23 protein-coding genes are annotated in these 24,447 nt (G+C 60.2%); 7 read left to right on the top strand and 16 right to left on the bottom strand.

Annotated features, from left to right (window positions below):
• Positions 1–89: 89 nt before the first annotated feature.
• The 3 genes from AC07NR_RS07720 to AC07NR_RS07710 all read right to left on the bottom strand — a co-directional run bounded on the left by AC07NR_RS07720 (position 90) and on the right by AC07NR_RS07710 (position 1,922).
• Positions 90–611 carry a hypothetical protein gene (locus tag AC07NR_RS07720; RefSeq protein ID WP_248739804.1) on the bottom strand — a complete coding sequence of 174 codons (522 nt, stop codon included), beginning with the start codon at positions 609–611 and terminating at the stop codon, positions 90–92.
• A gap of 212 nt (positions 612–823) precedes the next feature.
• Complete coding sequence (locus AC07NR_RS07715; RefSeq protein WP_085709991.1) at positions 824–1,303, bottom strand: nuclear transport factor 2 family protein; 480 nt, start codon at positions 1,301–1,303, stop codon at positions 824–826.
• Between the two features lie 52 nt (positions 1,304–1,355).
• Entirely contained in the window at positions 1,356–1,922 is a 567-nt protein-coding gene (locus AC07NR_RS07710; protein ID WP_096821489.1) for a TetR/AcrR family transcriptional regulator, read from the bottom strand.
• 205 nt (positions 1,923–2,127) lie between these two features.
• Between AC07NR_RS07710 and pssA the strand changes: the two genes are divergently transcribed.
• Positions 2,128–3,471 carry a CDP-diacylglycerol--serine O-phosphatidyltransferase gene (gene pssA / locus AC07NR_RS07705; RefSeq protein ID WP_423203528.1) on the top strand — a complete coding sequence of 448 codons (1,344 nt, stop codon included), beginning with the start codon at positions 2,128–2,130 and terminating at the stop codon, positions 3,469–3,471.
• Positions 3,472–3,536: 65 nt separating this feature from the next.
• Here the strand turns inward: pssA and efeO (AC07NR_RS07700) are convergent, their stop codons facing one another.
• From efeO (AC07NR_RS07700) to efeU, 4 genes are read right to left on the bottom strand one after another with little or no spacing between them, the layout of a single operon-like run.
• Complete coding sequence (gene efeO, locus AC07NR_RS07700; protein WP_085709988.1) at positions 3,537–4,361, bottom strand: iron uptake system protein EfeO; 825 nt, start codon at positions 4,359–4,361, stop codon at positions 3,537–3,539.
• 21 nt (positions 4,362–4,382) lie between these two features.
• Complete coding sequence (gene efeB / locus AC07NR_RS07695) at positions 4,383–5,681, bottom strand: iron uptake transporter deferrochelatase/peroxidase subunit (RefSeq protein WP_119428205.1); 1,299 nt, start codon at positions 5,679–5,681, stop codon at positions 4,383–4,385.
• A gap of 17 nt (positions 5,682–5,698) precedes the next feature.
• Positions 5,699–6,898 (bottom strand): iron uptake system protein EfeO, encoded by a 1,200-nt coding sequence (gene efeO, locus AC07NR_RS07690; protein ID WP_495078260.1) that lies wholly within the window; start codon positions 6,896–6,898, stop codon positions 5,699–5,701.
• A gap of 8 nt (positions 6,899–6,906) precedes the next feature.
• Positions 6,907–7,755 carry an iron uptake transporter permease EfeU gene (gene efeU / locus AC07NR_RS07685; protein ID WP_248739800.1) on the bottom strand — a complete coding sequence of 283 codons (849 nt, stop codon included), beginning with the start codon at positions 7,753–7,755 and terminating at the stop codon, positions 6,907–6,909.
• A 219-nt stretch (positions 7,756–7,974) separates the two neighbouring features.
• Between efeU and AC07NR_RS07680 the strand changes: the two genes are divergently transcribed.
• The 6 genes from AC07NR_RS07680 to AC07NR_RS07655 all read left to right on the top strand — a co-directional run bounded on the left by AC07NR_RS07680 (position 7,975) and on the right by AC07NR_RS07655 (position 14,713).
• The gene (locus AC07NR_RS07680; RefSeq protein ID WP_495078259.1) at positions 7,975–8,991 is read left to right on the top strand and encodes an AraC family transcriptional regulator; all 1,017 of its coding nucleotides are present in this window, start codon (positions 7,975–7,977) and stop codon (positions 8,989–8,991) included.
• 141 nt (positions 8,992–9,132) lie between these two features.
• Complete coding sequence (locus AC07NR_RS07675) at positions 9,133–10,797, top strand: AMP-binding protein (protein WP_495078258.1); 1,665 nt, start codon at positions 9,133–9,135, stop codon at positions 10,795–10,797.
• Between the two features lie 15 nt (positions 10,798–10,812).
• Positions 10,813–11,574 carry an SDR family NAD(P)-dependent oxidoreductase gene (locus tag AC07NR_RS07670; RefSeq protein WP_007918867.1) on the top strand — a complete coding sequence of 254 codons (762 nt, stop codon included), beginning with the start codon at positions 10,813–10,815 and terminating at the stop codon, positions 11,572–11,574.
• A 12-nt stretch (positions 11,575–11,586) separates the two neighbouring features.
• Entirely contained in the window at positions 11,587–12,777 is a 1,191-nt protein-coding gene (locus tag AC07NR_RS07665; RefSeq protein ID WP_305832848.1) for an acetyl-CoA C-acyltransferase, read from the top strand.
• 20 nt (positions 12,778–12,797) lie between these two features.
• Positions 12,798–13,925 carry an acyl-CoA dehydrogenase gene (locus AC07NR_RS07660; RefSeq protein ID WP_011334278.1) on the top strand — a complete coding sequence of 376 codons (1,128 nt, stop codon included), beginning with the start codon at positions 12,798–12,800 and terminating at the stop codon, positions 13,923–13,925.
• 14 nt (positions 13,926–13,939) lie between these two features.
• Positions 13,940–14,713, top strand: coding sequence for an enoyl-CoA hydratase (locus tag AC07NR_RS07655; RefSeq protein WP_085709980.1), 774 nt, complete (start codon positions 13,940–13,942; stop codon positions 14,711–14,713).
• 89 nt (positions 14,714–14,802) lie between these two features.
• Here the strand turns inward: AC07NR_RS07655 and AC07NR_RS07650 are convergent, their stop codons facing one another.
• From AC07NR_RS07650 to AC07NR_RS07610, 9 genes are all read right to left on the bottom strand, one after another.
• Positions 14,803–15,954 (bottom strand): acyl-CoA dehydrogenase family protein, encoded by a 1,152-nt coding sequence (locus tag AC07NR_RS07650; protein ID WP_495078257.1) that lies wholly within the window; start codon positions 15,952–15,954, stop codon positions 14,803–14,805.
• A gap of 3 nt (positions 15,955–15,957) precedes the next feature.
• Positions 15,958–17,064: an enoyl-CoA hydratase/isomerase family protein gene (locus AC07NR_RS07645; protein ID WP_495078256.1), complete on the bottom strand. Its 1,107-nt coding sequence runs from the start codon at positions 17,062–17,064 to the stop codon at positions 15,958–15,960.
• Positions 17,065–17,231: 167 nt separating this feature from the next.
• Positions 17,232–18,044, bottom strand: a complete 813-nt coding sequence (locus AC07NR_RS07640) for an alpha/beta hydrolase (RefSeq protein ID WP_495078255.1) — start codon at positions 18,042–18,044, stop codon at positions 17,232–17,234.
• A gap of 34 nt (positions 18,045–18,078) precedes the next feature.
• A complete protein-coding gene (locus AC07NR_RS07635; RefSeq protein WP_495078254.1) occupies positions 18,079–18,483 on the bottom strand; it encodes a RidA family protein in 405 nt (134 codons plus the stop codon).
• On the bottom strand, positions 18,480–19,718 hold the full coding sequence (locus tag AC07NR_RS07630) for a cytochrome P450 (RefSeq protein WP_495078253.1): 1,239 nt from the start codon (positions 19,716–19,718) through the stop codon (positions 18,480–18,482). Before AC07NR_RS07630 ends, AC07NR_RS07635 begins: the two co-directional genes overlap by 4 nt.
• Complete coding sequence (locus AC07NR_RS07625; RefSeq protein WP_495078252.1) at positions 19,715–21,328, bottom strand: acyl-CoA dehydrogenase family protein; 1,614 nt, start codon at positions 21,326–21,328, stop codon at positions 19,715–19,717. The genes AC07NR_RS07630 and AC07NR_RS07625 overlap by 4 nt, the downstream gene beginning before the upstream one ends.
• Positions 21,329–21,742: 414 nt before the next feature.
• Positions 21,743–22,429: an HPP family protein gene (locus AC07NR_RS07620; protein ID WP_495078251.1), complete on the bottom strand. Its 687-nt coding sequence runs from the start codon at positions 22,427–22,429 to the stop codon at positions 21,743–21,745.
• Between the two features lie 159 nt (positions 22,430–22,588).
• Positions 22,589–23,767, bottom strand: a complete 1,179-nt coding sequence (locus tag AC07NR_RS07615) for an MFS transporter (RefSeq protein WP_495078250.1) — start codon at positions 23,765–23,767, stop codon at positions 22,589–22,591.
• A 100-nt stretch (positions 23,768–23,867) separates the two neighbouring features.
• Positions 23,868–24,386, bottom strand: a complete 519-nt coding sequence (locus AC07NR_RS07610; RefSeq protein ID WP_495078249.1) for a GNAT family N-acetyltransferase — start codon at positions 24,384–24,386, stop codon at positions 23,868–23,870.
• Positions 24,387–24,447 lie beyond the last annotated feature (61 nt).

Below are 24,447 nucleotides of genomic sequence, written 5' to 3'. Positions count from 1 at the left end.
AGGGCAGGAACGGGCGGTCATCATAGCTGTAACACCCGTTCATCGCGACTGGGATACTCATCGATCCAATAATGTCTGAATGTCAGTGGCTACATAGTCGAGAACCAGACGTTGTCGATGAAATACGGCCCTTTGTTTCCAAAGAAATCGTTGGGAATGGCGAAGTGAACACTTAACCACTCGTAACCGGGCCGGATAGTGCCTTTGAGCGTCATCGTTCTTGTTTGCGAATCGATAAAGCGCACTTCGGGCCATAGTTCATGTTCACCAGTGTTGCGATTGGTCGCCCAAAGGGTGTAATAGATGTGCGCGTGAAACAGAGGGTTGGAGGTTTTGCCGAGGACTGGGAGGTGAATTCGTCGATCCTTGGTGCCTTGCAACGGGGCGGCATCGGGAGCCTGGATCTGGAAACTGAAATCGAACTCTCCCGGATGAATTTGAAAGGTCTCGGTTGCCAGACTCTGACCCTGGTTTCTACCACCGACCAAGCGTGCGGCATAGTTACCGTTGTGGCGTTCGACGGATATAGGTGTGTCGTAACCTTGTGGAATCCATTTGCTGAAATCACCGGTACTGAAATCACCATTTGGAACCATGTTTTTCTGGGTCATATCAGTCGCTCACTGTCATGGGTAGAGGAGAGGCCGTTAATTCGGCCAAATCTGGCTGCATGGCAATGATTTGATAGATCCTCTATGGCTGCTACTGTCATTACTGACAGTCCATTAGTACCTTTTGCGATAAAAGCGACTGACTTCTGTTTCTGAGGAAAAGCATTAAGTGGAAGCATCCGTGCTTCCACCGGAAGTAGCGAGGTCCGCAGTTACAGACCCAGCTCTGACAACCCCGGGTGATCATCCGGGCGCCGACCCAGCGGCCAATGGAACTTGCGTTCGCTTTCCTTGATCGGCATGTCGTTGATGCAGGCATATCGCTGGAACATCAGGCCGTGCTCGTCGAATTCCCAGTTTTCGTTGCCGTAGGAGCGGAACCAGTTGCCCGAGTCGTCGTGCCATTCGTAGGCGTAGCGCACGGCGATGCGGGTGTCGGAGTAAGCCCAGAGTTCCTTGATCAGGCGGTAATCCAGTTCCTTCGCCCATTTGCGGGTCAGGAAAGCCTTGGCTTCTTCGCGGTTGTTGGCGAATTCGGCGCGGTTGCGCCATTTGGTATCCAGGGTGTAGGCCAGCGACACCCGCTGCGGGTCGCGGGAGTTCCAGCCATCCTCGGCCAGGCGAACTTTTTCAATGGCCGATTCACGGTTGAAGGGTGGCAATGGCGGACGCACTTCGGCTGCAGTAGACATGTTTGTCTCCCGATCAAATTAACGATTTAACAACTTTTCGCTTATTGAGGCTTTACAGGTCCAATAACTTTCGCGCCATGCATTGCGCATTATCGGCGGCACTGTGATCACCCATCACAAGCGCTACGGTAATGGCGCCGTCAATCAGGATCAGCAACTGTTTGGCCAGCAGTTGCGGGTCCTCGGCACCATGTTCGGTACACAGCTCGCACACGTAGTCGAGCAGCTTCTGTTTGTGGTCTTTGGCGACCAGGCGCACCGGATCCTGCGGATCGCCGGTTTCGCCACTGGTATTGATGAAGGCGCAGCCCCGGAAGCCTTCCGAGGCGAACCAGCCCTTGAGCACGGTAAACAGGTTGAGCAGGCGATCGGCCGGGGTTTCGGCCTGATCGACGGCGCTTCTGTACCAGTGCATCCAGCGCACGTCGCGGCGCTGCAGGGCGGCGACGGTCAGCTCCTCCTTGTTGGCGAAGTAGCGGTAGATACTCTTTCTGGAGACACCGGCGGTTTTCACCAGAAGATCCATGCCGGTGGCCGCAATGCCACTTTTGTAGATCAACTTTTCGGTGACATCCAGAATGATGTCGCGGGTCGTGTCGTTGCTGGTGATTTCGTTCATGTGGCGAACAGTAGAACGATCGTTCTCCTTGGTCAAGCGCTGATTTTGAATTGGCTTTCGCGAGCAGCCTCACTCCCACATTGGAAATGTGATTCACGTGGGAATCAGGCTGCTGGCGACGAAGTTATTACAGACACTCACAAGACCCGAAGGAGTTGATGGTGTAAGCTCTCGGGTTCTTCGGATTCGACCCATTGCGAGCCCTATGCCGTTGCTTTTCAAACGCTCTCTGCTGCCCAAGTTGCGCAGCTTTCCGCTGACCGCCGAGGCCGTGACCATTCTGTCCGGCGCCGCCGAGTTCCGTCGTTGCCTGCTGGAGAAAATCGCCCGGGCGACCCAGCGCATCTACCTCGTCGCGCTCTATCTGCAAAACGACGAAGCCGGTCAGGAAATCCTCGATGCCTTGCACGCCGCGAAACTCAAGCGCCCCGAGCTTGAAATCGTTGTGGTCGTCGACTGGCTGCGCGCCCAGCGTGGCTTGATCGGTGCCGGCAAGCAGCCGGGCAACGCCGCCTGGTATCAGGAGATGACCCGTACCCACCAGAGCGTGGTGCCGGTCTACGGCGTGCCGGTGCAGACCCGCGAGCTGTTCGGCGTTCTGCACTTGAAAGGCTTCGTGATCGACGATTGCGTGGTCTACAGCGGCGCCAGCCTGAACAACGTCTACCTGCACAAATTCGACAAGTACCGCTTCGACCGTTATCACGTGTTGCAGAGCCGCGAACTGGCGGACTCGATGCACCATCTGGTCAAGCACGGCCTGATCGAATCGAAAGCGGTGCATCGTCTTGATCTGCCGCACTTGCCGACCACCCGCAGCCTGCGCAACGACATCGGCGATCTGCGCAGCCGTCTCAAATACGCGGCGTACGACACCAGCGCCGGCAGCACGGCGCATACCGGCCTGTCGGTCAGCCCGTTGCTCGGCGTGGGCAAGAACAACCCGCTGAACCGGGTGATTCTGGAGCTGATCGCCAGCGCCCAGAAGCAACTGACCATCTGCACGCCGTACTTCAACCTGCCGCTGGGGGTGATCCGCGAGATCAACCGGGCGCTGGCCCGTGGCGTGAAGATCGACATCGTGGTCGGCGACAAGACCGCCAACGACTTCTACATTCCGCCGAGCGAGCCGTTCAAGGTGATCGCCGCGCTACCGTATCTGTACGAGATCAGCCTGCGCCGTTTCGCCAAGCGTCATCAGCGCAACATCGACAGCGGCCAGTTGAACCTGCATCTGTGGCGTGAGGGCGACAACAGCTATCACCTCAAGGGCATGTGGATCGATCAGCGCTACACGCTGCTGACCGGCAACAACCTCAACCCGCGGGCGTTCCGGCTCGATCTGGAAAACGCGCTGCTGATCGATGACCCGAAAGGCGAGTGGCTGGAGCCGCGCCGTCTGGAGCTGGAAAACATCTTCGAACACACCACGCGGATCGAGCGATTCCAGGATCTGGAAGCCTTGCCGGACTACCCGGCCGGGGTGGCCAAGTTCCTCAAGCGCGTGAGCCGGGTGCGGGTCGAGCGGTTGCTGTACCGGATTCTGTAACGCCGGAAAACAAAAAATCCCCCGAACGCGCAGAACGCGTCCGGGGGATTTTTTATGCGCGGAACTCAGTTCAGACCGAGCTTGCCACGCAAGGTCGACAGGTCTTCCGCCAGGGTATTGACCGGGCCCACCAGCGCCTTGCGGTCGTTGTCCTTCACTTTGTCATAGGTCTCGAAACCACCATCCTTGGTCTTGTACTTGGCCAGGATCTTGTCCACGGTGGCGAAGTTCTTGTCGACTTTGGCCACGAAGGCCTTGTCCTGCTTCTCGATCTGCGGACGGAACAGGTCGACGATTTTCTTCGCGCCGTCGATGTTGCCCTGGAAGTCATAGAGGTCGGTGTGGCTGTAGCGGTCTTCTTCACCGGAGATCTTGGTGGCGGCGACTTCTTCCAGCAGGGCGGCAGCGCCGCCCACGACTTTCTCGGGTGGGAAGGTCAGGCCGGCGACGCGGGTCTGCAGGTCCTGCACGTCTTTATCCAGCTTGTCGGCCAGATCGTTCAGGCCCTGGGTGCTCTTCTCCGAGAACAGCGAGTACTCGAGGCGGTGGAAACCGGTGAAGTCTTCGGCCTTAACGCCTTTTTCGTGGTCGTCGACGCGGGAGTCGATGGACGCATCGAGGTCACTGAACAGCTCGGCAATCGGCTCGATCGACTCGTAGTAGACGCGGGTCGGTGCATAGAGCTTCTGCGCGGTCGCCAGGTCGCCCTTTTTCACGGCGTCGGTGAATTGCTTGGTGTGGGTGCCCAACTGGTCCAGTTGCTCGGTGACGTAGATCTTGTAGTCCGAAACCGGCCCGACCAGATCCAGCGGTGCAGTCGCCGCGAACGCCGACAGCGGGGTGTTGAGTAGACCAAGGGTCAGCAATAACGCGATGGGCGTCTTTTTCATGGGGGCGGCTCCTGTTGAATGCTATGCAGTTGTTTTTGGTTGGGTAGCGTTGAGCAGCGAGCGACCGATGAAATCCTTGTCGCCCGTAACACCCGGCAGGGTGAAGAAGTAACCGCCGCCGACCGGCTTGAGGTATTCCTCCAGCGGCTCGCCGTTGAGGCGGGTCTGCACGGTGATGAAGCCTTTTTCCAGATCGGCCTGGTAGCAGATGAACAGCAGGCCCATGTCGAGTTGGCCGTTCTTGTTCACACCGTTGGAATAGTTGAAGGGGCGGCGCAGGATCAGGTTGGCCTGACTCGCGGCGGTGCGCGGGTTGGCCAGGCGGATGTGCGCGTCGAGCTTGGTCAGCTTGCCTTCCGGGTCCTTGCTGTAGTCCGGGACTTCGGTCTCATGGCTGGCGCCCATCGGCGCGCCGGTGGTTTTCACCCGGCCGATGATGCTTTCCTGTTCCTGCAACGGCGTGCGGTCCCAGCGTTCGACGAAGTTGCGGATAATCCGCACCGCCTGATAACTGCCGTGGGCCGCCCAGGCCGGTTCGTCGCTGCCCGGTTGCACCCAGACGATGCGATCCATGGCCTTGCCGTCGTTGGAATCCGGGTTCGCCGAACCGTCGCGGAAACCCAGGAAGTTACGCGCCGATTGCGCCGGTACACCGGGTTTGGCCGGGGCTTGCGGCGGTACGCTGCCTTCCTGTTTCCAGCGCACCAGCAGCAGGTCCGGCAGGTTTTTCACGATGTCGCGCAGGGCGTGGATGTTGGTGTCGGCGGTGTTGGAGCAGAACTGCAGGCTCAGGTCGCCGTGGCAGCAATCGGCTTCCAGCGCATCGTTGGGGAAACCGACCATGCGGATCAGGCGCTTGGGTTTGGCGGCGGCGAGGCCGAAACGCTCGTCGAACAGCGACTCGCCCACGGACACCGTGATGGTCAGGTTGTCCGGTGTGACCACTGGGCCGAGAATGCCGGAATCCGGCGGCGGCAGTTTCGGGTCGATCTGCGCCACCGGGCCGCCCTTCATCAGGAACGCGATGCGCTCGTTGAGGGTGCGGAACAGGCGTTCGAGGTCTTCACGGTCGCTGGCCAGCACATCAAACGACACCAGCATGCCCGACGCCGGGCGCGGGGTGACAATGCCGGTCTGGTGCACGCCGTGAAAATCGTGGTGATCCTGGGTCTTGTCACTGCTCGGCGCTTCGGTGACTTGTGCAGGCGCAGCGGCCATGGCCGGGCAGCTCAGGGCGGTGCCGGCCAGAGCGACGCCGGCGGCGCCCATGCCCATCAGTACGCGACGGCGTTGCAGGTTGAAGTGTTCGGAATCGTTCATCGGTATTCGTCTTCTACTTACAGGCCGGAGAGGCCGAGGGCGGGATCGATGCCGTCGAGAGCGTCGGCCAGGGTCTTGGCCTTGTCGGCGATCTGTTTGCGTTGTTCACCGCTGACGGTGTCGTAACTCGCGTAGCCGTCCTTGACCTTGAAGCCGTTGAGGGTGTTGTCGAAGTCAGTCAGCGCGCTGTCGATCTTCGGCAGCAGGTCGGCGGCGGATTTCGTCAGCAGGGGTCGCAGCAGTTCGATGACTTTGTGCGCCGTCTCCAGATTCGCCGCGAAGCCGTTGAGGTCGCCGTGGCTGTAGCGTTCCTCTTCGCCGCTGGCGGCGCGCACGTCGGCCAGGGTGTTGAGGTTGCGCACGAGGATCTCCACCAGTTGCTCCGGCGGCAGCGATTGGGCCAGCAACTGTTGCTTCAGCGTGGTGACGTCGCCCAGCAGGCGCTCGGCAATCGGCGACAGACCGTCGAGATTGCGTTGCTGGAACAGCGCGTACTCGATGCGATGGAAGCCGACGAAGGCCGGATCCTGTTCGCGTTTCTCGAAGTAATCGGCGCGGGCGTTGATGCTGTTGTCCAGCTCGGCCAGGCGTTGTGCGGCCGGGGCCAGACGCTGATACGCGGCACGGGCCGGCAGGTACGCCGCTTGCGCCTGGGCCAGATCACCGCTGTTAATCGCCTGATTCAACGCCGTGACGGCTCTGATCAGCGCGCTGCCCTGGGTGGCCAGATAAACCCGGAACTCCGACAGCGGCCCGACAAAAGCCACCATCGACGGCTTGGCCTTGGCGGCGGCATCGGAGGCAGCGGTTGGCGTCACATGCAGCACGCCGCGCGGGTTGCTCAGCAGGCCGCAGGTAATGGCGTAGTCGCCGGGTTGCAGGTTAGCGTTGATCACCTGGCTCAGGCCCGGTGCGATGTTTTCGCGCTCTTCGATCACCAGCACGCCGTCGAGGATTTCCCATTCCACCGCCCGGTCGGAGCGGTTGACGATGCGGAAACTGGCGCGGCCGGCCGGCACGCTCAGCTCGTTGGGCTCGCAACTGCCGGGGTGGATGTTGACCACCACTTCGTCATGGTTGTGCTGACGCTTGGCCGCAGCCATTTTCGAGGCGTAGTAGAACAGGCCACCGGCGGCGATCATCACGACCACCGAACCGGCCACTGCCCAGCGCAAGGCGCGGGGAGGGGATGCCTGAGGAATATTAGGCTTTGACATGGAGGCCCTTATTGACTGGAAGCGGAATTCGAGGCGGCGGCTTTGGGCGCCGGGGCGGGAGCCGGATAGAAGAACATCACCAGCGCCACCACCAGATAGATCAGGTACGCGCCGAGGGTGCTGACGGTCGGCGCATCCTGATAACCGAACATGCCGGCCAGCACCGAGCCCAGCGGGCCGTCCATCGGCAGCGTTGCGCTGAAGTCGAAAAGCACGGTTTGCAGGTGATTCCAGACGCCGGCTTCATGCAGTGCCTGCACCGAGTTGGAGAGGATGCCGGCGGCGACCACGAGGATGAACAGCCCGGTCCAGCGGAAGAACGCCGACAGATTCAGGCGCATGCTGCCGCTGTAGATCAGGAAACCGACGACGATGGCCAGGATCAGGCCGAGCAGGGCACCGATCGGCGCGCCCGGGCCTTCGCTCTGCTGGAACACGGCGAGCAGGAAGAACACCGTTTCCAGTCCTTCCCGGGCCACGGCGAAAAACACCATGGCGATCAGCGCGATGACCTGATGTTTCGACGCCGTCAGCGCATGATCGAGGGACGCCTGCAGCGAATGCTTGATCGAACGCGCGACCTTGCGCATCCAGAACACCATGGAGCTGAGAATGCCCACGGCGACGAGGCCGACCACGCCTTCGAACAGTTCCTGCTGTTTCTGCGGGAATTCGGCGCTGACGAGCTCCAGGCCACCGCCCACCAGCAAGGCCAGCGCAGCGGCAAGAAACACGCCGATCCACACCGCCGGCATCCATTGGCCACGACCGGTCTGTTGCAGGTAGCTGGCGATAATGCCAACGATCAGCGCGGCTTCAATGCCTTCACGCAGCATGATCAGAAAGGGAACGAGCATTCGGCATCCACTGTGTAACGAAATGAGGTTACAAGTTGTAACATAATGAAAGTCATTCTCACATGTCAGTCATTGACATTTACCTGAACGGTAGCTGAACAGGCTTGAAGATCAACCATTCTCAAATGCGTCACGGCCATTCCGGATGAAGCGAGCCGTGTCCGGGCTGCTGCGTTAAGATGCCAGCCACTCGAACAACAACAGGATTTGCCTCGATCCATGTCGGAAAAAGACACCATCGCCATTCAACTGGTGCGTGAAGCACTGCAGCAAAGTTGTGCCCCGGGCGTGGCCACGGAAGAAGTCTTGAACAAGGTCGGCATCGATCCGGCGCTGCTGGCCACCGATGACGCCCGTGTGCCGGCCAGCCAGTACGCGCGGTTATGGCGATTGCTGGCGCGGCGCGGCGATGACGAGTTCTTTGGCATGGACCCGCGCAAGCTGAAATCCGGCAGCCTGGAGTTCCTCTGCCGCAGCGCGATGGCCCAGCCGAACCTGGCTGCGGGATTGAGTACCGGTCTGAATTTCCTGTCGCTGATGCTTGAACGTATGCCGGCGCAACTGGTGCACCAGCAAAGTCTGGCGGAGATCGTGCTGCTGGAGGACGACCCCGAGCCGCGCCGCGCCTTCACCTATTTCACTTACTGGATGATCGTCCACGGCGTGGCGTGTTGGCTGGCGGGACGGCGGATTCCGATTCTGGCCATAGAGCTGCGCTGCCCGGCGCCGGATTTCTGCGATGACTACCGGGTGATGTTCTCCGAAAACCTGCGCTTCGACCGGCCGCGTACGCGGATGATTTTCGCCGCCGAGGTGCTGGATCTGCCGCTCAAGCGCAGTGCCGAGGAGTTGAAACGCTTCCTCGCCCATGCCCCGGCCAACATTCTGGTGAAGTACCGCGATCCGGAAAGCCTCGCCAGCCGGATCAAGCAGGATCTGCGGCAGTTGCCCGCCGAGCAGTGGCCAGAGACCGAATCCCTGGCCCAGCAGTTGTGCATGTCGGCCTCGACCCTGCGTCGGCGTCTGGCGGAAGAAGGGCAGACCTATCAGGGGTTGAAGGACAGCGTGCGCAAGGAACTGGCGATCACCTGGCTGGCGGAACCTTCAATCAGTTTTGTCGACATCGCCACACGCCTGGGATTTGCCGACGCGAGCTCGTTCTACAAGGCGTTTCGCAAGTGGTCCGGGACCAATCCGGGGCATTACCGCAGCCTGATCCTCAACGAGGCGGTCTGATCCTCGAATCGACGCAAACCTTGGCCAAACCAGTCATCCACTTTGAAGGCTTTGGCCATTGCCGCAACCGGCGTGCGGCGCGAGTATTCCTCTGATGTTTACGGTTCCCCGACCTAATAAAAACACAGAGGGATTCTGGCAATGCGCGATTACTTGTCTGCCACCGAACAGTTCAATTATCAGCACACCGTGGACGCCGCACTCAGCGGCTCGCTCGAGGCGCTCAACGCCTGCGTCGAGTGTTGTGACCGCCACGCCTTGCCGGGGCGCATCGCGCTGTTCTGGGAAGGTCGCGATGGCGCCAGTGCGACCTACACCTTCAGCGACCTGCAGGACAAGGCCGCGCGTTTCGCCAATTTCCTGCTCGCCCAGGGCGTGCAGAAAGGGGACAAGGTTGCCGGTCTGTTGCCGCGCAATATCGAATTGCTAATCACCGTGTTCGCCACTTGGCGCATCGGCGCGGTGTATCAACCGCTGTTCACCGCGTTCGGCCCCAAAGCCCTCGAACATCGCCTGAACAGCTCCGGCGCCAAAGTCGTGGTCACCGACGCCGTCAACCGGCCCAAGCTCAGTGAAGTCGCCGACTGCCCGACGCTGGTTACCGTCGGCGGCCCGAAAGGCCAGGGCATTGTCCGGGGTGATTTCAGTTTCTGGGCCGAACTGCCCAATCATTCCAGCGTCTGCGAACCGGTGATGCTGACCGGCGAAGACCCGTTCCTGCTGATGTTCACCTCGGGCACCACCGGCCCGTCGAAAGCGCTGTCGGTGCCGCTCAAGGCTGTCGTCGCGTTCCAGAGCTACACCCGCGATGCCGTGGATCTGCGCCCGGAAGATGCCTTCTGGAACGTCGCCGATCCGGGCTGGGCCTATGGCATTTATTTCGGCGTGACCGGCCCGTTGTCCATGGGCCATCCGATCACGTTCTACGATGGTCCGTTCACCCTCGAGAGCACCTGCCGGGTGATCAACAAATACGGAATCACCAACCTCACCGGGTCGCCCACGGCCTATCGCCTGCTGATTGCCGGCGGTGACGAGTTCGCCAAATCGATCAAGGGCAAACTGCGCATCGTCAGCAGCGCCGGCGAGCCGCTGAACCCGGAAGTGATTCGCTGGTTCGCCGACAACCTCGGCGTGGTCATTCACGATCACTATGGCCAGACCGAACTGGGCATGGTCCTGTGCAACCACCACGGCCTGGAACACCCGATCCACCTCGGCGCCGCCGGTTTTGCTTCGCCGGGCCATCGCATCGTGGTGCTCGACGATCAATACAACGAACTCGGCGTCGGCCAGCCCGGCATCCTCGCCATCGACCGCACACAGTCGCCGATGTGCTGGTTCGCCGGTTACGAAGGGGTGCCGACCAAGGCCTTCGTCGGTGATTACTACCTGAGTGGCGACACCGTCGAGTGGAACCCGGACGGCAGCATCAGCTTCGTCGGCCGCAGTGATGACGTGATCACCACTTCCGGCTACCGGGTCGGCCCGTTCGATGTGGAAAGCGCCCTGATCGAGCACCCGGCAGTGGTCGAAGCTGCGGTGGTCGGCAAGCCCGATCCGGAGCGCACCGAACTGGTGAAAGCCTTCGTCGTGCTCAACCCGCAATACCGCGCGGAACCCGCGCTGGCCGAAGAGTTGCGTCAACACGTGCGCAAGCGTCTGGCCGCGCATTCGTACCCCCGTGAAATCGAATTTGTCAGCGAGTTGCCGAAAACCCCGAGCGGCAAATTGCAGCGCTTTATCTTGCGCAACCAGGAAATCGCCAAGGCTCAAGAGGCCGCGGTGCACAACGTTTCAGCTTGAATCAGGAAGTCAGTCATGCAGATCGAGAACAAGGTTTTTATCGTCACCGGCGGCGCATCCGGCCTGGGTGCCGCCACCGCTGAGTTGCTGGTGAGCGCCGGCGCCAAAGTGATGCTGGTGGACATGAACGCCGAGGCCGTTGCCGCTCAGGCTCAGCGCCTCGGTGCGCAGAGCGTGGTCGCCGACATCAGCAACGAAGCCGCCGCCGAAGCCGCTGTACAGGCGACCGTCAAAGCCTTTGGCAGCCTGAATGGTCTGGTGAACTGCGCCGGCATCGTTCGCGGCGAGAAGATCCTCGGCAAGAACGGCCCGCACGCCTTGTCCAGCTTCGCCCAGGTGATCAACGTCAACCTGATCGGCAGCTTCAACATGCTGCGTCTGGCAGCGGCGGCGATTGCCGAAAGCGAAGCCAACGCCGACGGCGAACGCGGCGTGATCATCAATACCGCGTCCGTGGCTGCTTTCGACGGCCAGATCGGTCAGGCCGCGTATTCCGCGTCCAAAGGCGCCATCGCCAGCCTGACCCTGCCTGCCGCCCGTGAACTGGCGCGCTTCGGCATCCGCGTGATGACCATTGCTCCGGGCATTTTTGAAACCCCGATGATGGCCGGCATGACCCCGGAAGTGCGCGATTCGCTGGCCGCCGGCGTACCGTTCCCGCCGCGCCTGGGCAAGCCTGCCGAGTACGCCGCGCTGGTGCGGCATATCATTGAAAACAGCATGCTCAACGGCGAGGTGATCCGTCTCGACGGCGCCTTGCGCATGGCCGCCAAGTAAGGAGGATTTCCCATGACCATCTCCAACGATCCGATTGTCATCGTCAGCGCCGTCCGCACCCCGATGGGCGGTTTTCAGGGCGAACTGAAAAGCCTGACCGCGCCACAACTCGGCGCTGCCGCGATCAAAGCTGCGGTTGAACGTGCCGGTGTCGCCGCTGATGCGGTCGATGAAGTGCTGTTCGGCTGCGTACTGCCGGCCGGTCTCGGCCAGGCGCCTGCGCGTCAGGCTGCACTGGGCGCCGGGCTGGATAAGTCCACCCGTTGCACCACGGTCAACAAGATGTGCGGCTCGGGTATGGAAACTACGATTCTGGCCCACGACATGTTGCTGGCCGGCAGCGCCGACGTAGTGATCGCCGGCGGCATGGAAAGCATGTCTAATTCGCCATACCTGCTGGATCGCGCCCGTGCCGGTTACCGCATGGGCCACGGCCGGGTGCTGGACTCGATGTTCCTCGACGGTCTCGAAGACGCCTACGACAAGGGTCGCCTGATGGGCACCTTCGCCGAGGATTGCGCCGAAACCAACGACTTCAGCCGCGAAGCTCAGGACGCTTTCGCCATCGCCTCGACCACCCGTGCCCAGCAGGCGATCAAGGACGGCAGCTTCAAGGACGAAATCGTTCCGCTGACCGTGACCGTCGGCAAGGAACAAGTGGTGATCAGCAACGACGAGCAGCCGCCAAAAGCCAAACTGGACAAGATTGCTTCGCTGAAACCGGCGTTCCGCGAGGGCGGCACCGTGACCGCAGCCAACTCCAGCTCGATCTCCGACGGCGCCGCCGCACTGGTGCTGATGCGTCAGTCGCAAGCGCAGAAACAGGGGCTGAAACCGCTGGCGGTGATTCACGGCCACGCAGCGTTCGCCGACACCCCGGGCCTGTTCCCGGTGGCACCGATTGGCGCGATCAAGAAGCTGATGAAGAAAACCGGCTGGTCGCTGGATCAGGTCGATCTGTTCGAGGTCAACGAAGCGTTTGCCGTGGTCGGCATGGCGGCGATGACCCATCTGGAAATCCCACACGACAAGCTGAACATCCACGGCGGCGCTTGTGCACTCGGTCACCCGATCGGGGCCTCCGGTGCGCGGATTCTGGTGACCTTGCTCTCGGCCCTGCGCCAGAAAGGCCTGAAACGCGGCGTCGCGGCGATCTGCATCGGCGGCGGCGAAGCCACGGCGATGGCCGTCGAGTGCGTCTGAACCCGAGTTAAGGATTTGCCATGATTCCCAATGACGACCAACAACAAATCCGCGACATGGCCCGGCAGTTTGCCGAGGAACGGCTGAAACCGTTCGCCGCCGAATGGGATCGCGAGCACCGCTTCCCGAAAGAAGCCATCGGCGAAATGGCCGGGCTGGGCTTCTTCGGCATGCTGGTGCCGGAGCAGTGGGGCGGTTGCGACACCGGTTACCTGGCCTACGCCATGGCCCTGGAAGAAATCGCCGCCGGCGACGGCGCCTGCTCGACGATCATGAGCGTGCACAACTCGGTGGGTTGCGTGCCGATCCTCAAGTTCGGCAACGACGACCAGCGCGAACGTTTCCTCAAACCGCTGGCCAGCGGCGAGATGCTCGGTGCCTTCGCGTTGACCGAACCTCAGGCCGGTTCCGACGCCAGCAGCCTGAAAACCCGTGCACGGCTGGAAGGCGATCACTATGTGCTCAACGGTTGCAAACAGTTCATCACCTCCGGGCAGAACGCCGGGATCGTGATCGTGTTTGCGGTCACCGACCCGAGTGCCGGCAAGCGCGGGATCAGCGCCTTCATCGTGCCGACCGACTCGCCGGGCTACAAAGTCGCTCGCGTCGAAGACAAACTCGGCCAGCACGCCTCGGACACCTGCCAGATTTTGTTCGAAGACGTCAAAGTGCCGGTGGCCAACCGTTTGGGCGAGGAGGGAGAGGGCTACAAGATCGCCCTGGCCAATCTCGAAGGCGGTCGTGTCGGCATCGCTTCGCAATCGGTGGGCATGGCCCGCGCCGCATTCGAAGCGGCCCGTGATTACGCCCGCGAGCGTGACACCTTCGGTAAGCCGATCATCGAGCATCAGGCTGTGGCGTTCCGCTTGGCGGACATGGCCACCCAGATCGCCGTGGCGAGGCAGATGGTGCATTACGCCGCCGCCCTGCGCGACAGCGGTCAGCCCGCGCTGGTCGAGGCGTCGATGGCCAAGCTTTTCGCCTCGGAAATGGCCGAGAAGGTCTGCTCCATGGCCTTGCAAACCCTGGGCGGTTACGGTTACCTCAACGACTTCCCGCTGGAGCGCATCTACCGCGACGTGCGGGTCTGCCAGATCTACGAAGGCACCAGCGACATTCAGCGCATGGTCATTTCGCGCAATCTTTGAGAAGGAATCTGTACATGAGTTACGAAACGATTTTGCTGGAAACCCATGGCCGCGTCGGCGTCATCACCCTGAACCGCCCGCAGGCGCTGAATGCCCTGAACGCGCAACTGGTCAGCGAAGTGAACCGCGCCCTTGATGGTCTGGAAGCCGACGCGAACATTGGTTGCATCGTCATCACCGGTTCGAAGAAAGCCTTCGCTGCCGGCGCCGATATCAAGGAAATGGCCGAGCTGACCTACCCGCAGATCTACATGGACGACCTGTTCAGCGACAGCGACCGCGTGGCCAACCGGCGCAAGCCGATCATCGCAGCGGTCAACGGTTTTGCCCTCGGTGGCGGCTGTGAACTGGCGCTGATGTGCGACTTTATTCTGGCCGGCGACAACGCCAAATTCGGCCAGCCGGAAATCAACCTCGGCGTGCTGCCGGGCATGGGCGGCACCCAGCGCCTGACCCGCGCCGTGGGCAAGGCCAAGGCCATGGAAATGTGCCTGAGCGGGCGTTTGATCGACGCGGTGGAAGCCGAGCGTTGCGGCATCGTCGCTCGCATCGTGCCGAGCGACGAGTTGCTGGATGAAGCGCTGAAAGTCGCGGCGGTGATCGCCAGCAAGTCGCTGCCGATTGCGATGATGGTCAAGGAAAGCGTCAACCGCGCGTTCGAGGTTAACCTGACTGAAGGCGTGCGCTTCGAGCGCCGGGTTTTCCATGCGGCGTTTGCGACGCAGGATCAGAAGGAAGGGATGGCGGCGTTTGTTGCCAAACGGCCGCCGGAGTTCCAAGGCAAGTAACGCGGCGCTTCCATCGCCAGCAGGCTGGCTCCCACATTGGATCTGTGATTACACAAATCCCTGTGGGAGCCAGCCTGCTGGCGATGCTTTTAGAGCTGGTAGTTTTTCAACTCCCGAGCAATCACCATCCGCTGAATCTCGCTGGACCCCTCGTAAATCTGGGTAATCCGCGCATCCCGGTAATACTTCTCCACCGGGTAATCCTCCAGATACCCATACCCGCCATGAATCTGAATCGCTGACGAGCACACCTTTTCAGCCATTTCCGATGCAAACAGCTTGGCCTGCGAAGCCTCCGACAGACAGGGTTTGCCCGCCGTGCGCAACCGCGCCGCGTGCAGGATCATCAGCCGCGCCGCGTTGATCTGCATCTGCATGTCCGCCAGCAGATTAGCGATGCTCTGGTGCTCGACGATGGCCTTGCCGAACTGCACCCGATCGCGGGCGTATCCCAGCGCCGCTTCAAACGCTGCACGGGCGATGCCCAGTGCTTGCGCGGCAATGCCGATGCGTCCGCCCTCAAGGTTGGACAGGGCAATGGCCAGGCCTTTGCCGCGTTCACCCAGCAGATTGGCCTCGGGAATACGGCAATCGTTCAGCGTCACGGCGCAGGTGTCGGAAGCGCGGATGCCCATCTTGTGTTCGGTGCGGTCGACGATGAAACCCGGCGTATCGGTCGGCACCAGAAACGCCGAGATACCGCGCTTGCCCAGATCCGGATCGGTGACGGCAAACACAATCGCCAGTTTTGCCCGTTTGCCGTTGCTGACAAATTGCTTGGCGCCGTTGATCACCCATTGCCCGTCGCGCAGCTCGGCGCGGGTGCGCAGGTTGTGCGCTTCGGAGCCGGCCTGGGGTTCGGTCAGGCAGAAGCAGCCGATCACTGCGCCGCTGGCCAGATCCGCCAGCCAGGTCTGTTTCTGTTCTTCGCTGCCGTAATTGAGCACCGGGCCGCAGCCCACCGAGTTGTGAATGCTCATGAAGGCGCCGGTGGCGCCGTCACCGGCGGAAATCTCTTCCACCGCCAGCGCATAGGCCACGTAGTCGACGTAAGTGCCGCCCCATTCTTCCGGCACCACCATGCCCAGCAGGCCGAGTTCGCCCATCTTCGCCACCAGACCGTCATCGATCCAGCCGGCCTTTTCCCAGGCCTGGGCGTGGGGCGCGATTTCGCCACGGGCAAAGTCCCGGGCCATGTCGCGGATCATTACCTGGTCTTCATTCAATTCGAGATCGTGCATGGCTCAGCTCCCGCTCTCTTCGAAACCGTGGAAGAAACTCGCGACGCGCTCGGCGTGCAGCGCGGCGAGGGTCGGCGGGTTCCAGCGTGGTGATTTGTCTTTGTCGATCAGCAGGGCGCGCACGCCTTCGATCAGGTCGCCGCGTTCGAACCACTGGCGATCCAGATGCAGTTCGAGGGCGAAGCAGTGTTCCAGGCTCAGGTGTCGGCCGCGACGCAGCATTTCCAGGGTCACGCCCATGGCCAGCGGCGAACGGGTTTCCAGCAGGTCGGCGGTGGTGGTCGCCCATTCGTGGCTGTCGGCGACGGTCACGGCGCGCAGTTGCTCGACGATGCTCGGCACGTCAGGCAAGGCGAAGAAGTGGTCGATGGCCGGGCGCAAGGCCTCCAGCGGCGCATCCGGCAGGGTTTGCACGGCGTGGCGGGCCAGCAGGTTTTGCAGGTCTTTCAGCGGCGTGTCGTGCCACTCCAGGTGATCGAGCTGTTCGTCGAGGGTGCCGAGTTTGCTGCTGTCCAGATACCAGTCGGCGAGGCCGCAATACAGCGCATCCGCCGCACGAATCTGTACACCGCTGACGCCCAGGTAAATCCCCAGCTCACCGGGAATGCGCGGCAGGAAATAACTGCCGCCCACATCCGGGAAATACCCGATGGCCACTTCCGGCATCGCCAGACGGCTCTTCTCGGTGACCACCCGCAGGTCGGCGCCTTGCACCAGGCCCATGCCGCCGCCGAGAACGAAGCCGTCCATCAGTGCCAGCACCTGTTTGCGGTAGTGGTGGATCGTCAGGTCGAGGGCGTATTCCTCGACGAAGAAATCTTCGTGCAGCGTGTCGCCGCTTTTATGGCTGTCGTACAGGGAACGAATGTCGCCACCGGCACAGAAGGCTTTCTCACCGGCACCGCGCAGCACGACGGCGTGGATATTGGCATCAGCGGCCCAGGCATCCAGGTGTTGCTGGAGCTGGCGCACCATGTCGAGGGTCAGGGCATTGAGGCCGGCGGGGCGGTTGAGGGTCAGGTGACCGATGTGATTGCGAACCTCGGCCAGCACTTCGTTTTGCGTGGCATCCATGGACGAAGTCCGCGGGGATGAAGCCTGAGCAGTCATCACTAACTCCCTGCTTTTATTGTCTTTATTCGAGAAGCCCGCGCGCGGGCGTTAGCGGATCGTAACAGTGCAAATTTGCCGTGTACAACGGGGATATGTGCATGGGGTGTCTGCATTTTTGCTTGGCCCGGAAAGCCGCTTGCAGACGTTGATTCCAGTCCCGGCCGTCATTTGCCGCAGAACTGTGCCTGAAGGGTCCGGGCGCAAAACAGCAGGGCGCGTCTGGCTTCTTCATGGGCGGCGGGATAGTTCATGAAGCCGTGGCGCATGCCCGAAAACTCTTTGTGTTTGACTGTGACACCTGCTTTGCGCAGTTGTGCAGCGTAGGCACGGCCTTCATCACGCAGAACGTCATGTCCGCAGGTGATGATCAATGTCCGGGGCAGTCGGCACAGCGAGTCGCCCAGCAACGGCGATAACCGGGTATCGGCTCGCGATGTTCCGGGCGGTAGATAGTGACCGAGGTACCATTCGAGCATGTCTGTGGTCAGCCCATGCCCTTGCGTGAATTTTGTATGGGAGCGACGGCGCGTGTGGCAGTCGAGCAAAGGATAAAGCAGCAACTGAAAGCAGATACGTGGTCTGTCACATTCAGCGTCGCGCTGGCTGATAACGGCGGCCATCCCGCCTCCTGAGCCACCGCCTGCGACTGCAATTGCTGAAGTGTCCAGTCCGGAACCGACGCCTTGCCGTGTCACCCACTTGAAAGCTGTCCAACAGTCTTCCAGAGCTGCCGGAAACACGTGTTCCGGAGGACGGGCGTAATCGACGGCAACCACTTTGCAACCGGCCCACTCACACATCAACCGACAGAACCCGTCATGGGTGTCCAGGTCTCCCGTCACCCAGCCACCGCCGTGGAAGAAAACCAGCACGGGAAACGGCCCCTTGCCGGGTGGCGTGTAAAGGCGCAGCGGCAGTGACCGGCCCTGGCTTTCAATCGCCAGATCATGAACGCAGGTCACTTGCGCCTGACGCAACGCCGATCTGGCGTCCTCTACAGTCAACGAGGTTTCATCCACGGCCGCAGCCCTTGCCCGAACGGGCCTCTGCCTCGATCTCGATAACGTATTCAGGGCTGACCAGTCGAGAGACTTCCAGCAGCATTGTCGTCGGTGGATACCCTTCGAAGAACTCTTTGTGTGCCCGCGCGATTTCTGGCAAGAGATCCATGTTGGTGGTGTACATGCGCGTGGCAATGATGCGGGTACGATCCTCACCCAGTTGCTTCAGCGCCTGTTCGATGATTTTCAGACATCGCCGTGTCTGGGCATAGGCATCGCCGGGTTTGAAGGGCTTGCCGTTCTTGCGAAATGCCACCGTACCTCCGACCAGAATAGTGTTACCAGCCTTCACGGCTCTGCAGTAACCGGCAAGGCGTTCCCAAGGTGCTCCGGAATAAACACGTTTGAATTTCATGGTTCAGACTCCTGTCCCAGATCGACCGGAAGCGTCTTCAACCCTCGGAACTGCAGGTTGCTGTTGCGCCACGTGGCAGGCCGCCGCGCAATGAGGTGCAAGTCGGGGAAGCGTTTCAACAGCGAGCTGAATACAATCTCGGCCTCAAGTCTGAACAGCGCCGTGCCCATGCAGAAATGTTCACCTCTTCCAAACGTCAGGTGCTCGTTCTTTGCACGACGAATGTCGAATTTGTCGGGATCGGGGAATTTTTCCGGATCACGATTGGCGGAGGCCCGGATCAGGTAAACCAGCTGTCCTTTTTTCATCGTGACGTCATCGATGGTGACGTCTTCCATCAGCAACCGATGGCTCAGGGAGCCGGCAGGATCGAAGCGCAGCATTTCTTCAATGAAGGAGCCAATCAATGTCGGGTCTGCCAACAGAGTTTTGAGTTGTCCGGGATGCTTCAGCAAATGCAACAGGCCGAGGCTCAACTGGTCTGCGCTGGTGGTGTAGCCCGCCACCAGAATGAACACGATCTGTGCCAGCACTTCATCAAGACTGGCGGCGCTGTTCTGGCCACTCTCCAGTACCCGGCTCACGAGATCATCCCTGGGTTGCCTGCGCCGTTGTTCAATGAGCTCAGCGAAAAAGGCGTACATTTCCTTGATGCCTTCCAGAGCCTGATCCGGCCCTTGACCTGCGTCCTGGCTGCCGCCGAGAAACATAACGATGTCTCGTGTCCAACGGCGAAGCTTCAGTGCCTCGTCATCCTCCAAGCCGTACAGACTGGCCAGAATCAGGGCTGGAATCCGGTCGAAAAGCCCGGCCTTCAAATCGATTTGCCCGTGCAGGCCGGACAGTTCTCGATCAGTGATGTCTTGAATGATTTTTCTCAAGGATTCGATGGAGCGCGGTGTAAAGGCATTGCCCAGCAAGTGACGGCTGGCCTTGTGAGTGTCGCCATCCTGGGAATACATCCACCTGGACGCCAACTTGATGAATTCGGTCAGCTGCGTGCGCTTGCTTTCAGGCACCCGGGTGTCGATCAGTTGTTGCATGCGGTCTGAAGAGAATCGCCGGGAATCGGCCTGTGCAGCGAAGACATCGCGATAACGGGTCAGAAACCAGGCATTCAAATGTTCACACCAATAGACTGGCTGATGTTCCCGCAGCCAGCCGTAGGCCGCGTAAGGGTCCTGAATCGTGTCGGGATTCGAAAAGTCAGGCGGTGATTGGGTGTTCATTTTCATTGCCCCTCATATAGCGGCTTTGTGAAGTGCTCCACGTAGTTCACTTTGTCGATAGGGGCACTGACCAGCTCTGACGGCGGTGTGAGCAGGTCGTTTATCAGGCGCAGTTGAGCGTCGGTGGCGTGCCGTTCCAGTTCGTCGCCGGCATCGGATAGCCCCCATGGATAAAGCCTCGAAGAAAATATGTGGACGATATCCTGAAGTGTCCCGGATGAAACGAGCTGATTGCGCCGTCCCTCTTCGAGTATCAGATCCAGTGCGCGGGAGTGGGTGAGCACCACCGCCTGGCGATGAGAAAAATCACCAGCGCTGCGGCAATGATCAACAATCAACGTCTCAATTCGCTGGGCGATGTTGTGGGAGGTAAACCGTGGTCGGGTTATCGCATCCCTGGCAACCTGACGGCACAGCACGTTGTTATCGCCTGCGAAGGTGCTGCTGATCTCGTGATCCATGCACAAAGTGATGATTTGATTGTCATGGTGAAAACCCTGCGAACCACAAAGTTCTCTGCATGCCCTCATGACCTCAAGTCCCAGCCATGTGCCGGTGCTTTTGACGATGGCCGCGAGAATATGCAGCTCTGTTCTGCGGGACGGCTGATGCCAGCACGCTTCGAATCGCGACAGCACTGCTTGCTCCAGCAACCTCAAGGCCAAGACTTTGAGTTGCTCGACATAAAGTCTCTGTCGAAACAGCGGCCTGGTCAGGAGAGGTTGATTGTTGTCGTCAGTCCTGACCAAACGATGGCAAGCGAAACGGTACGTCAGATAAACACACATACTGGCGGCACCACGCGCGCCAGCGATAAGGAAAAGGCGCTCCTGAATGAAGGTCTGCATCGCGCATGTCAGGCGCTCCTTTCGTGGAACCTCACTGGTGAAAACACCTTCGGGAGATAACCTGGCATAGCGTTGCATCATCGAGTCCGGCGATAGCTTCATTTCAGAAAATCGGATTCCGGCAACTTGATTGGCGTGGATGCCTCCCTTGGGATCGCAGGAGGTAACGCTGACACCAGGCAGGAGCAGACCGTTCTCTTTCTCGCGAATTCGTACCCGGAACCAGTGCAACCCCTCGTCCACGTCATTGACGATAAGACGTCCCAGCACCATGACCACCCCTGCTGCGTGCAATGCGTTGCCGATCCAGAACTTGCAGGACTGCGGTGTGGGAGAGTTCAGAATCAGGCAATCGTTGTGCGGGTCATAGGTGATCGTGGTTTGCAGGTTGCCGACATCGGAGCCGCTGGCGATCTCTGTGCAGCCAAAAGCGTAAACCGCGTCCAGCTTGCAAATTTCCTGATGATATTGCGCGATCTGGGGCTGACTGCCGTGGGCAAACAATGCATCGCCGGCAATGAAGTGGTCGACAATGCAGGCAAGCAATGAATAGTCCCAGGCGCCGATAAACGCTGCTCGTTCAAGCATCAATCTGAAAGCGGACTGATCGCGCTGGCCCAGCCACATGTCATTGGTCATGAGCCCCTTGTCGATGATTGCGCGCATACGATCGATATTCAGATCCATGTATTCGCGCAGTGACAGACTATGACGCTTCCCGGGGTCGAAAAGGGGTGTTTGCAGTAATTGCAGTAGTGGATCGCTCATGAAACGTTCCTCTCGCAGAATTCGAAACACTGAGTTCGAAAACCACCAGATTCGCGGAGCTGGCGAAAAACACACACACCCGTCTGATGCAGGCAGGGCATTTTGGCGGACAACAGGTTACGCAAAAAAAAGCGGTGTTTTCTGAAAGGAACGTTTCAATCAAAGCGTAAAGCCAGCTCGCTTCTCAACGACGTTGAGCGTTTCTCCATAGCCAGACTACCGGTGTCATCGCTACTGGACATAACTGCGGGCCAGACTTCCAAGTGAAAGGCAGACAACTCTGTGCGGTACAGATTTGAAATCTAGTTGTTGCTCGCCACTTGGCAAGGTCAATGAGCTCCCTTTGGTCGGACGCGGACGAAAGGGCGCAATTGTATGTCGGTTCCGTCTCCTCTTTTGAGGAGGACGCGGCCTTCAGGTGAAGACTTTACCAATGCTCCGCCGCTTGGCATGCAACTCACTGGCATGAATCAGTTGTTCGAGATCCTCTGGCGTGACGTCGATAAACGCCTCCATATCGGCCAGCGCCAATTTCAGATCCTCGGCCGTGATGGCCTGAGAATCGACCGGCGCCACGGCCGGCGCAGGTTCGGCGGGGCGTTTCGGGTAGCGGATGCGGGTCAGGTTGTTGTAGGCCAGTGCGGCCAGCAGCATGCACGCGGCGCTGAGCATCACCGGTTCCAGGGCTTTCCAGTCCATCGCGATGGTCGTCGGATCGGCCAGCACCATCGTCAATGCCACCGCGCCGGCCGGCGGGTGCAGGCAGCGCAGCCAGCACATCAGGATCAACGCCATGCCCGCCGCCAGACAGGCACTGCCGAGGGTTCGGCCGAGCACATGGGCCACCAGCAATGCGACGACGCCCGCACACAGATAACCGCCAATGATCGACCATGGCTGGGCGAGGGCGCCGGAGGACACGGCGAACAGCAACACCGCCGACGCACCCAGCGGGCCGATCAGGTGGTAGGCCACTTCGATGCCGAACACCTGACTGCACGCCCAAACACTGAACAACGTTCCCAGTGCCATGCCGATGGCGGCGCGGCTCCATTCGGTGGGGCGAGTGTTGATGGCAGCGGGCAACCAGCGAGCGAGCATGAAGACGCGATCCTTTGAAGAAAACCGGAGGCAAAAAAAAGGACTTGTCCGTCAACCCGGAAAGTCCTTCGAAGCGTTCCAACTATTGGGGGAGGAACGCGCACAGTGTGCCAAGCAATCTCGATGCTGACAAATTCATATAAATGCATCTTCAGTGCATTATTTTTGAACTGTTTTAATTCGGCGGCCACTGACCACGCACAAGTATCCACCCAGCGCGGCCAGTGCACTCAAGGCATAGAACATGCTCGGCGCCGGGGTGTGCATCAGCAGGAATCCACACATCACCGGGCTCAAGGCGCCGCCCAGAGCCGCCAGGTTCTGCGCGCCGTAGTAGCTGCCGCGCAAGGCTTCCGGGGCCAGGGTGTCGACGAACAGGAAATCTGCCGGATAGATGATCATTTCGCCCAGAGTGAAGATGAACATGGCTACGCACCAGCCGATGAGGCTGTCGGCCATGCTGAAGCCGATCAGCCCGCCGATGAACAACGCTGTGCCGCCGGCGATCCAGCGCCGCAGATGTTCACGCTTGAGCAGACGACCGATCTGGTATTGCAGCAGGATGACGGTAATCGCATTGCAGGCGAGCAAAGCGGCCATGGTGTCGAGCGTCTGCTGCTGGGTGTGGGTGACCAACAGATACTGCGACAGGTACAGGGTGAACCGCCCGTGAACCAGTGTGCTGAGCAGGCAGCCCAAAGTGAACAGGACCATCGTGCGGTCGTTCTTGAGGATTCTCAGCGTGTCCAGGAAACTCTGCGGCTGTTTGCCCGACGATTGCGGATCAGCTTCCCGCGAGACGCCGAGCAGCAGAAACATGCTGCCGCAGGCAATCGCGCCAGCAACGATAAACGGCGCGGTGGGCTGGATGCCGGCAATCACCACGCCGATCATCGGGCCAATGGCATAGCCGATATTGGTCAGGGTGTAATTCAACGAGAACGCTTTGACCCGTTGGCCGACGGGCAGGTTTTCACTGAGGATCGCCTTGGAGCCAATCAGGAACAGCGCCGAAGCGGTTTCGCTGATGATCAGCACCAGGGTGACCAGATACAGGTTCTGCGCGAACGTCAGCAGAATCAGGCCAACGCCGCTCGACAGCATAGTCAGGATCAGCAACCGACGTTTGTCGAGGCGGTCGATGATGTAGCCGCCGTACAGTGACAGCAGCGTGGCGCTGAACACCGCGATGCCCAGCAATAGACCGACTTCCTGTGGGTCGAGCCCTAGTTTATTACTCAGGAACAGGGTCAACAGAGGGCTGATCAGGGCGCGGCTGATGACGATGGTCAACGAGGTGATCATCAGCCGGCGAATAAGGCGCGAGTAAGTGGCCACGAAAAGATCAATGTCCTTATTTCAGATTCGAATACGAGCGGCGTAGCCATCCTCACCGCGTGCCGGTTACCGGTCAAGCGTGCGCAAGGAGGTCGTGATATCAGGGAAGCGACAGGCGCATGGCGCAGCGACGTTCACCGGGAAGGCCGTGGGCAATTTCGTCGCGCAAGGCCTCGGCAAGATGAGTTCCGATATTTTCGTCGTCCAGTACGACAAACCCCATTCGCTGATAAAACGGCGCATTCCACGGCAGGTCGCGAAAAGTGGTCAGCGTGACGGCCTCAAGTTGCTGCCGTCGCGCGTGTTCAATCACGCCCAACAGTAGCTTGCGACCGATGCCCTGGCCCTGAAAATGTTGGCTGACGGACAGCTCTTCAACGTGCAACTGGTTGTCGATTTCAACGGCCCTTAAAAAACCGGCAAGTTGTCCGACAGTATTTTCTGCAATCCATACATGTCCTTGCTCGATGGCCTGCAAATGCTGCGCGGCGTCGGGTACATCGCTGTCGGCCAGCCAGGCCAGTGCAGGATCCAGACGAAACAGTTCAGCGGCCGAACGTTCGATGGCGGGGAGGGTGGCCGCGTCTGCGGGCCGGGCGGGGCGAATGAGAAATGTCATGCGGGAACTGCCGATGGCTGCGATCCTGGGAAGCTCCGCAAGATCGCAGCCTTCAGCGAGG

Source organism: Pseudomonas sp. GW821-FHT09C09 (genome assembly GCF_059418105.1).
The sequence above is the reverse complement of the archived record's forward strand: the minus strand, read 5'-3'. Positions and strand labels throughout refer to the sequence as shown.